Raw genomic sequence first — 11,849 nt, forward strand, 5'->3', positions numbered from 1 at the left:
CGGTCACTTCATCCCGGAGGTGGCGACACCCGACACGAAGCCGCGCTGCATGATCAGGAAGAGCACCAGCACGGGCACGACGTACATCACGGCACCGGCGGCCACCAGGTTGTTCAGCGGTGTGCCGTTCGGGGTGGCGTAGCCGTTGGCCAGTTTCACCGCGAGGGTGGTGCGGTCGTCGTCCAGGAGCAGGGCGGGAGCGAGGTAGTCGCCCCATGCCCAGGTGAAGGACATGATCATGCTGGTGGCGATGACCGGCCAGGACTGGGGGAGGAAGATCCGCCAGAAGATGCGGACCTGCCCACAGCCGTCGACGATCGCCGCCTCTTCCAGTTCCTTCGGCATGTTGGCGAAGAACTGCCGGAACAGGAAGATCAGGTAGGGCGCGCCGGCCAGCCCCCACAACACCCACGGCATGTAGGTGTTGACCAGGCCGGCCTTGGAGAAGAGCAGGTAGGTGGGGATGAGGGTGATGACCTGCGGCATCATCATCGTCGACAGCAGTACGCCGAAGACGACGGGCTTTCCCGGGGCGTTCAGCCGGGCGAAGCCGAAGCCGGCCCAGGCGGAGGAGAGGGTGATCAGTACGGAGTACAGCCCCGCGATCACCAGTGAGTTACGGGCGTAGCTGAGGTAGTCGATGCGGGTCAGGGCCTGCCGGAAGTTGTCCAGGCTGGGCTCGTGGGGCCACCAGTGGATCGGCACGGCCCGCAGCTCGGAGGGCGCCTTGAAGGAGGTGATTCCCAGCCACAGGAACGGGCTGAGCATGAGCACCAGGACACCCACCAGGATCATGTAGACGCCTGCGCGGCGGGACAGGGTCATCGAGCGCTTCCTATCGTGCGCGGCGTCTTTTTCGCCTTTTCGGGTTCGAAGGAGTAGAACACCGCGCCCTTGCTGAGCCGGAAGATCAGGAGCGTGATGACGATGATGATCGCGAAGAGCACCCACAACAGCGCGGAGGCGTAGCCGTACCGGCCGTTGGCGAAGGTCTGAGCGAAGACGTGGATCATGTACAGGTAGTTGTCCTGGGGGACCGCAGTGACCCCGGCCGGAGTGGAGTTGAGGGAGATCAGCAGCGGCGCGAAGCTCTGCAGCGCGGCGATGACACCGGTGATGACCTGGAAGAACAGCACCGGCGAGAGCAGTGGGACGGTGATACGCGTGAACGTCTGCCACGCGTTCGCGCCGTCCATCCTGGCCGCGTCGAGCACCTCACGGGGGATGTCCTGGAGCCCCGCGAGCGAGATGATCATGACGTTGCCGACGGCCCACAGAGTGAGCATGATCAACACCCAGTGGGCGTACGGATCGACCAGCCAGGACACTCCGTCGACACCGAGGAGGTCCAGTACGCCGTTGGCGGATCCAGAGTCCCGGTCGAAGATCATCTTGAAGGTGAGGGCCGCTCCGACCGGCGGTACCACCGCCGGCAGGTACAGCAGCGTGCGGAACAGACCACGCGCGCGGATCGGCTGGTTCACCAGGACCGCGAGCAGCAGTCCGGCCACGAGGGACAACGGCACGGTGACGGCGGTGAAGACGCCGGTGCGTGCCAGCGAGGTCATGGTGTCCGGATCGGAGAAGACCTCGCGGTAGTTGGCCAGGCCCACGAACTCGGTACGCGGTGAGAGCCCGTCGGAGTTGGTGAAACTCAACCACAGGGCGTAGCCGAGCGGGAAGACCGTCAGCGTCAGGAAGCCCAGGATCCAGGGGCCGGAGAACAGGTAGAAGGCCCAGGCCCGGCGCGTCCGCAGCGAGGCGCGCCGGCGTCCGGGGCGCCCGGCGGGGCGGCGGGCCTCCACAGAGGCCCGCGCCCCCCGCACGGAACGGGAGAGTTGCTCAGTGCTCATCCGGCCAGTTCCTTGCCCCGGGCAAGCTGCTCGTTCATGCGCTGGTTCAGTTCGTCGGCGATCTTGCCGGTCGGGGTGTTGGACTTGACAGCCCCCGGCAGCACCTTGTTCAGCACCGCCTCCAGGGCGGTCACCTCGGCGTAGGGCGTGAAGGAGAGCGTGGAGAAGTACTTCATCTCGTTCTCCTGCACCTTGTAGGCCTGCTTCTGGAACGGCTTCTCCTGAGGCATCTTGGCCTGGAGCGACTTCAGGGAGGGGATGCCCCAACCGCCGGTCGCCCGGTCCTGGGCGGGCTTGCCGCCGAAGTACCACTCGAAGAACTTCCAGGCCGCGTCCTTGTTCTTGGATTCCCGGGGGATCCAGAAGCCGGTGGCACCGAAACAGGGGCTGACGCGGTTCGAGCCCAGCTGCGGGGCCGGAGCGAACCGGGAGAGCTCGCCGATCTTGGGGTCGTCGAGGAACGAGCCCCCGAACCAGTAGCCGTCGGTGGCCATCGCCATCCGGTTGGCCTGGTAGGTGGGCCAGTCCCAGCCGTCCGGGTTGGGGTTGGCCACGTTCGGACCGATGTCCGCACGCGTGTAGTCCAGGATCCACTGGAGCGCCTTGCGCGCTTCGGGCGCGGAGAAGTCCACCGAGGCGAGGTCCTCCGCGAACACGCTGCCCCCGGCCGACGCGGTCAGGGAGGTGAGCTGGGCGAAGGTGCCCATGCCTCCGGCGCTCAGCCCGTACACCTTGACCTTGCCCAGCCGGCGCTTGGTCAGCCGCTTGCCGAGGTCGAGCCACTCGTCGCAGGAGAGGGGCTCGGTGTCGCTGGGGAGGTCGATGCCCGCCTCATGGAACAGATCCGTGCGGTACCAGAACATCGAGTCCTGCGAGTAGTCCTTCGCCATGCCGTAGCGGGGGCCCGCGCCCTGCTTCTGACCGTCGAAGCGCCACAGGTCGTTGACGGGGTCGAGGTCGGTGGTCCTGAGGGCGCTGCTCTTGGCGAAGTACGGGTCCAGATCGGTCATCAGCCCGCGCTTGGCGAAGTACGGCGTCTCCAGCGCGCCGATGCCGCGCACCACGTCCGGCGGGTTCTTGCTCGCCAGCATGGCGTTCAGCTTGGAGGGGTCATACTTCATGACGCGGATCGTCATCCCGAGCGCCTTCTGGGCATCGGCCTGGAAGGTCTTCGGGTCCTCCGTGGTCATGACACTGATCGTTCCGCCGCCCTTGGCGCCGCCGGAGGACGAGTCGTTGACAGAGGCGGCACAGCCGGGCAGGGCGGTCGCGGCGAGTGCGGCACTGGCAGAGGCGATCAGGAAGTTGCGCCGGTCGAGGGAGAATCTGGCTGAATCGGACATGGCTCGGCAGCCTTTCGGGCGGTGTGGAGACGGATTGTGTGCGTGCGGGCGGGCAGGCGGGCAGGCAGGCAGGCAGGTGCTGCACGCGGGGAGGCATGTGGAGAGCGGGCGAAGGCGCGCGTTCCGTACTCGGCCGTGGTGCGCGGTCCAGGAACCGTGCGGAACGAGCCTCGGCACGTTGAGAGGTCAGACGCCGCCTTGTCCCAAGAAGGACGTCATCGCTGCTCGTGAGCGAGCAGGCTCCCGTTGCCGGGGGAGGCGGGGGACGCCGTGATTGAACGGCATGCCTGCAACCGTTGCGACAGGCAGGGCTCAGCGCACTTCTGACGCTTCACCAGGCAGAAAACGGAAGTGAGATGGGTGACGTCGGCATCCTGGCGGCCGTCGCGTCGGCTGCCGGGCACCTTAAGGATCGCTTCATTGCACACCTCGCCCACCGTCGGCTCTACCTGTGTGGAACTTGTCGGCATCGAGAGGGATGGTCCGGCTCTTCGGCTCTGGGGGATCTGCCCCGGTAATGACCGCCGCGAACCGGTTGCGGCGAGACATCGGCGAACGCTAGGTCTGCCCCTTGGAGGCTGTCAAGGGGGGTCGGGGCAACAGTTCTCGAAGTTTGGTGACCCTGTGACCGAGCAAGTTGCCGCACAGCTCTTGACTTCACGGGTATCGCGATGGCAGCGTTTTTACCGGTACAAGTAAGGTGCTCAAAGGCGGCTGTTTACGGACGAACAGCATGCCCGAAAGCCCTGTGCCCCGCCGTTCGCTCGCTGTCCGGTGGCCCGAGAGCCGGGAATCGAGAGCCGAGAGTCGGTACCCGGCAAGCCAGCCGTACCGCTCGACCCCGCCACATCAACGCTGGAGCAGATCCATGCCCGTCCCGACCCCGGTCCTCCGCCTCGACGCCGAGCCCTCGACGGCCAGCCGCGACCACGCCCCGTACCGAGGTCACGTCGAGCCCTCCGGCCGGTACGGCCACGGCGGGCCGCGGCTCGGGCGCGATTCTCTGCCTCTCCATACAGGCGGCCCGCGCCCGGATCTGGTTGCGGCCGGTGCGCGCCCCGAACGGTTCAGGCCCTCGCCGGCCGGATGCCTGTCGCGTCGAAGCAGGGCACGGCGGCGGCCGGACGGGAGCCGGTCCGTACGGGGCGACATGAATGAGTGATCGCGGTCGCGGACGGACGGCCGGGGCGCGTGAGCCGAGGCGGAGTGCGAGCCGTCGGCTGCGGGGCGGAGACCCCTGGGGATTCCGCTCGCTGCCCGCTGGTGCCGAGGACAGGACCAGAGGCGGTGCCGGGGGAAACGCCACCCCTATATATAGGGGACAGCACAGTCCGGCTGAGGGGCATTGCCCCGGGGCGGGATTCGAGACCATGGACCAGGGGCGCACGTGGCAACGATTCGGGATGTGGCGAAGGCGGCCGGTGTCTCGGCGATGACCGTCTCCAACGTCATCAACGATCATCCGAACGTGCGCCGGGCAACGCGCGAGAAGGTCCTGGAGGCGATGACGCGACTCGACTACCGCGTCAACGTCGCGGCCCGCAATCTCAGCAAGGGCCGAACCGGCACCATCGGACTCGCCGTCCCCCAGGTGAACAGCCCCTACTACAGCCGGCTCGCCGCCACCATCATCACCGCGGCGGAACGCCACAACCTGAGGGTGAGCATCGAGCAGACGGGGGCGTCGCGGGACAGCGAACTCGCCGCGCTGTCGATGTCACGCAACCGTCTCTATGACGGGCTCATCCTGAGCGCCGTAGGACTGGGGCCGACCGATGCCGAGCGTCTCAAGGTCGATCACCCGGTGGTCATCCTGGGTGAGCGGTTCTTCGGCGGTCCCGTGGACCATGTCGCCATGCCCAATGTCGAGGCGGCCGAGGCGGCCACCAGCCACCTGATCGAACGGGGCTGCCGGCGTATCGCGATCCTGTCCGGCAGGGTCGACATAGTCGACAGTTCCACCCTCCGGCTCGCGGGCTACCGGCAGGCGCTGGAGAAGGCCGGCCTGCCGGCGGATCCGGCCCTGGTGCAGACGGTGGACAGGACGGACATGGCCGAAGGCGCCGAACGGGCCCGGAAGATGGTAGAGAGCGGACTCGGCTTCGACGGCTTGTTCTGCGTGAACGACTCCTTGGCCATGGGTGCGCTGCGGGGCCTGGCGAGTGCCGGGGTGCGGGTGCCGGACCAGGTCAAGGTCATCGGGTTCGACAACGTCAAGGAGAGCGAGTTCCTCGTCCCCGCGCTCTCCACCATCGACCCGGACCACGACGCGATGGCCGAACGGGCGGTCCACCTGCTGATCAGGCGTATCGAGGAGACCGAGCCCAGCACGGATCACGAGGAGTTCTTCAGCTCTTTCTCCGTGGTGATCCGCGAGTCGACAGGTGGCTGACCGGGCCGGGCGCCAACCCCGGTCGTACCCGTCCGTACGCGCACATCGTCATGCCTTGCCGGGCGCGGCCCGGAAGAAGGGCGCCGACGCCACACCCTGCCCTGTTCCTCGTACCGCCTCACCAGATACCGGAGACAACGGTGAACGCCGTAGCCGACGCCCCTCTCTTCCGTGACCCCGTGTTCGACGGTGCCGCGGACCCCGTGGCCGTCCACCACCGCGAGAGCGGCGAGTGGTGGCTCGTCTACACCAACCGCCGGGCCACGGCCCCGGGCCCCGGGGTCACCTGGGTGCACGGCAGCGACCTGGGCGTGGCATCGTCCGCGGACGGTGGCCGCACCTGGACGTACCGGGGCACTCTCACCGGCCTGGACACCGAGTGGGGCAGAAACACCTTCTGGGCGCCGGAGATCATCTGGCACGACGGCACCTATCACATGTACGTCAGCTACATCCGTGGCGTACCCGACTCCTGGACCGGAGCCGCCCGGATCCGCCACTACACCAGCCCCGACATGCTGGCGTGGACGTATATAGGGGAGCTGGACCTCGGCTCCGACCGGGTCATCGACGCGTGCGTGTACCCGCTGCCCGATGGTGGCTGGCGGATGTGGTTCAAGGACGAGTCCCGGTCCTCGGTCACCTGCGCCGCCGACAGCCCCGACCTCTACCACTGGCGGCCCACCGGCGTGGTGCTCGACCACCGTGGGCACGAGGGCCCCAACGTCTTCGAGCTGGGCGGCCACTACTGGATGATCGTCGACGAGTGGCGCGGACAGGGTGTGCTGCGGTCGGACGACCTGACGAACTGGGAACACCAGGGCCTGATCCTGGACTCGCCGGGCAGCCGGCCCGACGACGGCAACATCGGCCTCCACGCCGACGTGCTCGTCCAGGGAGACACGGCCTACATCTTCTACTTCACCCACCCCGGCCGCCCCGCGCACGACAACGAGGACGACGGCACCCCGGCCACCCGCCGCTCCTCGCTCCAGGTCGCCGCCGCACGAGTCGTCGACGGCAGACTGCGCTGCGACCGCGACGAACCCGTCCGACTCGAGCTGGCCCCCATGCCATAGCCGGCCGCGGTCGCACTCGTTCCAGGGCCACCGGCCGAGTGCCAGGCCCGAAAACCAGGCCCGAAGTCCACACCCGCCAATCCTCCCCCGCCACGAAGGACGTTCCATGACCGCGCACACCCCGACGAGCCAGCGACTCTCCTCGTTCAGCCCCGGTGAGGGGCGTCTGGCGCCGAGGGCGAGTGCCCGCAGCGACGCCAGGAGTATCGACCTGGACGGCCGCTGGCGGTTCCGGCTCAGTCCTTCGGTCCGGGAGATGACCGAAGGGTTTCACGAGCCCGGATTCGACGACTCGGCGTGGGACGGGCTGCGCGTTCCCGGAATGTGGCAGATGGAAGGCCTGCGGGACGACAACGGCGACCTCCTCGACCAGAGCGAGGCCCGCTTCGGGCTGCCCGCCTACACCAACATCGTCTACCCCTTCCCGGTGGAACCGCCGCACCCGCCGCAGGACAACCCCACCGGTGAGTACCGCCGTGAGTTCACGCTCGACTCCATCGCTCCCGGCGCACGCTGGGTGCTGCGGTTCGAGGGCGTGGACTCGCACTTCACGGTCTGGCTGAACGGCACGGAACTCGGCTGGTCGACCGGCAGCCGGCTGCCCGCCGAATTCGACGCCACTGACGCCCTACAGCCCGGCAGAAACGTTCTTGCGGTCCGGGTCCACCAGTGGTCCGCCGCCAGCTACCTCGAAGACCAGGACATGTGGTGGCTGTCCGGGATCTTCCGCTCCGTCCGCCTGACCGAGCGGCCCGTGGGAGCGATCGGCGACCACTTCGTGCACGCGGACTTCGACCACCGCACCGGCGAGGGACTGCTGCGCGTCGAGTGCGATGTCCCGGCCGTCGTCGACATCCCGGAACTCGGCGTCACCGGCCTGACCGTGGGCGAGACTCACGAGATCGCCGCCGTCGAACCCTGGACGGCCGAGACACCCCGGCTGTACGCGGCCACCCTGCGCTCCGAGGGCGAGACGATCAGCCTCTCCATCGGCTTCCGTACCGTCCGGATCATCGACGGAATGATCACCGTCAACGGCTCGCCCATCCACTTCCGGGGCGTCAACCGGCACGAATGGCACCCGGAGACCGGCCGCACCCTCGATCCGGAGACCATGCTTGCCGACGTACTGCTGATGAAGCGGCACAACATCAACGCGGTCCGCACCAGCCACTACCCGCCCGACGCCCGGTTCCTGGACCTGTGCGACGAGTACGGCCTGTGGGTGATCGACGAGTGCGACCTGGAGACGCACGGGTTCAGCCCGCTCGCCTGGAAGAACAACCCGTCCGCCGACGAACGCTGGCGTGACGCCTACCTGGACCGGGTCCAGCGGATGGTCGAACGCGACAAGAACCACCCCAGCGTCGTCATGTGGTCGATGGGCAACGAAGCCGCTGAGGGCGACAACATCCGGGCGATGGCCGAGTGGACCCGCGACCGCGACCCGGAGCGCCTCGTCCACTACGAGGGCGACTACGACAGCCCCTACACGGACGTGTACAGCCTGATGTACGCCACCCCCGACGAGGTCGCCCTCATCGGGATGCGCGCCGAGCCCCGCACCACCGACGCGGCGAACGACTCGCACCGTCGACAGCTGCCCTTCATCCTCTGCGAGTACGCGCACGCGATGGGCAACGGCCCGGGAGGCCTGGCCGAGTACCAGGAGGTGTTCGACCGGTATCCCCGGCTGCACGGCGGCTTCGTGTGGGAGTGGATCGACCACGGCATCCTCCAGAGGACCACCGAGGGCCCGAACACCGGCCGGCCCTTCTACGCCTACGGGGGCGACTTCGGCGAGGTGGTCCATGACGGCAACTTCATCGCCGACGGACTGGTCTTCCCCGACCGCACGCCCTCGCCCGGCCTCGTCGAGTACAAGGCGGTCATCGCTCCCGTACGTCTGCGACTGGAGCACGGGACGAACCGGCCGGCGCTGCGCATCCGTAACGACTTCGACTTCGTCGACACCGCTCTCCTCTCCTTCGACTGGCGCCTGGAGGCCGAGGGGGTCCCGCTGGCGGACGGTGTCCTGGACCTGCCGCCGATCCCGGCGCGCACGAGCCATGAGGTGACCCTCGACGAAGTGGTCGCCACGGCTTCACCGGCCGCCGGTGAACAGGTCCTGACCGTACGGGCCGTACTGGCGAAGGACCACAACGGCGTCCCCGCCGGACACGAGATCGCCTTCACGCAGTTGATCCTGCCCGTGCACGAGGAGCCGCGCCCCGAGCCGGCCCCGGTCCGCCCGCAGCACACCGCGGATGGATGGACCCTGGGTGGGGCGACCTTCAGCGTCCAGGGCGAACTCGTCCGGCTCGGCGACCTCGAACTGGTCAGCCCCCGGCTAGACCTGTGGCGAGCCCCCACGGACAACGACCGCGGCGGCGACAACGGACAGGCACGGTTCTGGAAGGAACTGGGCCTGGACCGGCTCGTGCACCGCACCGTCGACTGCGCCGTCGACGGTGACGGCGAGCGACTGGTCGTCGACACCGTCAGCCGGGCCGCCGGTCAGGACGGAGGCGTACAGGCGCGCTGGACCTGGACCGCGTACGACTCCGAGACCCTGGAACTCAAGCTGGACCTCACCCCGGTCGGCCAGCTCGACACCGGCCTCGGGGACCCGCGCCACGGAGTCGGACCGGGGCAGCCGGCCACCCTGGCGAAACTCGGGATCCGGCTCGGTCTGCCGGGCGGCGCGGCAGATCTCGACTGGTACGGGTACGGGCCCGGCGAGTCGTACCCCGACAGCGCACGGGCCGCCCGCCTCGGCAGGTTCCAGGCCACCGTGGACGAGTTGCAGACCCCCTATGTACGGCCCCAGGAGAACGGCAACCGCAGCGGCGTGCGCGACGCGGCGATCCGCTGGGCCGACGGCCAGGCGCTGCGGCTCACCGCGCCCACCGGCATCGACCTGTCCCTGCGCCCGTGGACGGCCGAGGCGATGGACGCGGCCCGGCACACCGTTGACCTCGTCCCGGACGGCACCCTCTGGCTCACCCTCGACCTGGCCCACCACGGACTCGGCAGTGCCTCCTGCGGCCCCGACGCCCTTTCGCAGCACCGCCTCCACCCGCACGCGGCGACCCTCATCGTGCGCTTCGGCGTCGGCGGCTCAGGAGGGACGCCGTCCTGAACCGTCGCCGTACGACACCAGGGCCTGTCGTAAGCCATTGACCGGCAGAGCCTTGGCGAGATCGAAGTCCCCCTGTGCCCCGCGCCCGCTGAGGAGTGGTCATTACCAGCAGAAAGGCCGAAGCCGTCACCGAGACGGTGATCCACGTGGACACCGTGGCGCCCGGCACAGGCATCTCGCCCGATCTCTTCGGTGTGTTCTTCGAGGACATCAGCCATGCGGCGGACGGCGGTCTGTACGCCGAGCTGCTGCAGAACCGCTCCTTCGAGTACGGCCCCGCCGACCGGCCCGACTGGCATGGACTCACCGCCTGGGAGTTGCTGGAGCGGGACGGCGCGGCCGGTTCGGTCGCCGTGTCGGTCGAGGCTCCGCTGCATCCGGCCAACCCGGTCCACGCCGTCCTGCACACCACAACCGTCGGGATGGCCGGCCTCGGTGCCGGACTGCGCAACGAGGGCTTCGACGGCATCCCCGTCCAGGCGGGCGCACAGTACGACGTCAGCGTCCACGCCCGGCTCACCGACGGACCGGCCGACCGGCTGGTGGCGAGGATCGAGAGCGGAGACGGCCAACTGGTGCACGCGGAGGCCGTGTTGGGGCCCCTCGCCGGGTCCTGGGAGCGGCACGCAGGCGTGCTTACGTGTGCCGTCACCGACCCGGACGCCCGGTTCACCGTCACCGCGACCGGCGTCGGCAACGAGGACGCCATCACCGACACCTTCCGCGACCGCTTCGCCCGCATCCAGGACGCCCTGAGCGAGCACCACCCGGAGATCACCGTGGTGGGCACGGTCGGCCCCTCTCCCAGCGGCCAGGAATGGGAGGACGGCTGGGCGTTCGCCCGCGAGCGCCAGGTCCCGGTGGTCGACGAGCACTCGTACAAAAGCCCGCGTTGGTTCCTGGAGAACACCCGCCGCTTCGACGCCCTGGACCGCGAGGACCCGCACCTCTGCATCGGGGAGTACGGGAGTTGGGGCAACGACGGCCGCCATGCCGTCGCCGAGGCCGCCTACATGATCGGCATGGAGCGCAACGGCGATGTCGTACGGCTCGCCTCCTACGCCCCGCTGCTCGGCAAGCGCGACCACATCGACTGGGCGCCCGACCTGATCTACTTCGACAACACCCACGTCTGGCCCACGCTCAACTACCACGTCCAGCGGATGCACTCGGTCAACTCCGGCGACACGGCGCTGCCCGTCACGGTGACCGGGGCCCCCGAGGCGCCGACGCCCGTGGCAACCGCCCGGCACCGGGTCCAGCTGGGCACCACGGCCGACACATGCGCGGAGTTCGCGGACATACGCCTGGGCCCCCTCGGCACGGAGACGGCCCCCGGATTCGCCGACTGGCAACCGGAGTCGGGTGTCTGGAAGCCTGACGGCGAGGCTCTGATCCGGCAGACGCGGAACGACGCGTCGTCGGACACCAGGCTGTCGCTGGCGGACGCCGTGGCCGGGCCGTCGTACGTCTTCGCGGTCCGGGCCCGGAAGACGGCCGGGACCGAGGGGTTCGTCCTCGGCTTCGGCGGGACCTCCGCCGCCGACCGGTACGAGTGGTCGGTCGGCGGCTGGAAGAACCGGTCCACGCGCCTTCAGCGTGTGGACGAGGGCACCCGGCACGACATCACCGACCCCGTGCCGAACCCCGTCGAGACCGGCCGCTGGTACGACCTGCGCGTCGAGGTGGACGGGCTGCGCTTCCGCTGTTTCCGCGACGGCGAGCTGGTCCACGACTTCGAGGACGTGCGCCGGGAGCCGGAAGTCCTCGCGGTGTCGGCGGTCCGTGACAGCGCGCACGGCGAGGTGATCATCAAGATCGCGAACGCCACCGCCGACACCGTCACCGCACGGCTGAACCTGGCCGGCGCGGACGGTGACACGGAGTTCACGCGGACCACACTCGCGACCCAGCCGCACGCCACGAGCCGCTTCGAACCCGCCCCGGCCTCCCCGGTCGAGGACCGTGTGACGGGTCGGATCCACGATCTCCCGCCCTGCTCCTTCACCGTTCTGCGCACCCGTGCGAAAGACTGACGTG

The 11,849-nt window shown here is 68.9% G+C and carries 7 protein-coding genes; 4 read left to right on the forward strand and 3 right to left on the reverse strand.

Features of this window, described 5'->3' with window-relative positions:
* Positions 1-3: 3 nt before the first annotated feature.
* Genes AOK08_RS04900 through AOK08_RS04910 form a run of 3 tightly spaced genes read right to left on the reverse strand, consistent with a single transcriptional unit; the run spans position 4 to position 3,196 of the window.
* Complete coding sequence (locus AOK08_RS04900) at positions 4-825, reverse strand: carbohydrate ABC transporter permease (protein ID WP_055523955.1); 822 nt, start codon at positions 823-825, stop codon at positions 4-6.
* Positions 822-1,853: a carbohydrate ABC transporter permease gene (locus AOK08_RS04905; protein WP_055523957.1), complete on the reverse strand. Its 1,032-nt coding sequence runs from the start codon at positions 1,851-1,853 to the stop codon at positions 822-824. Before AOK08_RS04905 ends, AOK08_RS04900 begins: the two co-directional genes overlap by 4 nt.
* Positions 1,850-3,196 (reverse strand): extracellular solute-binding protein, encoded by a 1,347-nt coding sequence (locus AOK08_RS04910; RefSeq protein ID WP_055523958.1) that lies wholly within the window; start codon positions 3,194-3,196, stop codon positions 1,850-1,852. Before AOK08_RS04910 ends, AOK08_RS04905 begins: the two co-directional genes overlap by 4 nt.
* 1,387 nt (positions 3,197-4,583) lie before the next feature.
* Between AOK08_RS04910 and AOK08_RS04915 the strand changes: the two genes are divergently transcribed.
* The 4 genes from AOK08_RS04915 (at position 4,584) to AOK08_RS04930 (ending at position 11,845) form a co-directional block, all read left to right on the forward strand.
* A complete protein-coding gene (locus AOK08_RS04915; protein WP_079053829.1) occupies positions 4,584-5,588 on the forward strand; it encodes a LacI family DNA-binding transcriptional regulator in 1,005 nt (334 codons plus the stop codon).
* A gap of 140 nt (positions 5,589-5,728) precedes the next feature.
* Positions 5,729-6,667, forward strand: a complete 939-nt coding sequence (locus AOK08_RS04920) for a glycoside hydrolase family protein (RefSeq protein WP_055523960.1) — start codon at positions 5,729-5,731, stop codon at positions 6,665-6,667.
* Between the two features lie 106 nt (positions 6,668-6,773).
* Positions 6,774-9,809, forward strand: a complete 3,036-nt coding sequence (locus AOK08_RS04925; RefSeq protein WP_055523961.1) for a glycoside hydrolase family 2 TIM barrel-domain containing protein — start codon at positions 6,774-6,776, stop codon at positions 9,807-9,809.
* A 146-nt stretch (positions 9,810-9,955) separates the two neighbouring features.
* Positions 9,956-11,845, forward strand: coding sequence for an alpha-L-arabinofuranosidase C-terminal domain-containing protein (locus tag AOK08_RS04930; RefSeq protein WP_241826833.1), 1,890 nt, complete (start codon positions 9,956-9,958; stop codon positions 11,843-11,845).
* Positions 11,846-11,849: the final 4 nt, after the last annotated feature.

Source organism: Streptomyces graminilatus (assembly GCF_001418565.1).
In the GTDB taxonomy this organism is placed as follows: domain Bacteria; phylum Actinomycetota; class Actinomycetes; order Streptomycetales; family Streptomycetaceae; genus Streptomyces; species Streptomyces graminilatus.

Coding starts and splice junctions, on each gene's coding strand:
- AOK08_RS04900 (WP_055523955.1), bottom strand. CDS start 825: ATGACCCTGTCCCGCCGCGCAGGCGTCTACATGATCCTGGTGGGTGTC.
- AOK08_RS04905 (WP_055523957.1), bottom strand. CDS start 1,853: ATGAGCACTGAGCAACTCTCCCGTTCCGTGCGGGGGGCGCGGGCCTCT.
- AOK08_RS04910 (WP_055523958.1), bottom strand. CDS start 3,196: ATGTCCGATTCAGCCAGATTCTCCCTCGACCGGCGCAACTTCCTGATC.
- AOK08_RS04925 (WP_055523961.1), top strand. CDS start 6,774: ATGACCGCGCACACCCCGACGAGCCAGCGACTCTCCTCGTTCAGCCCC.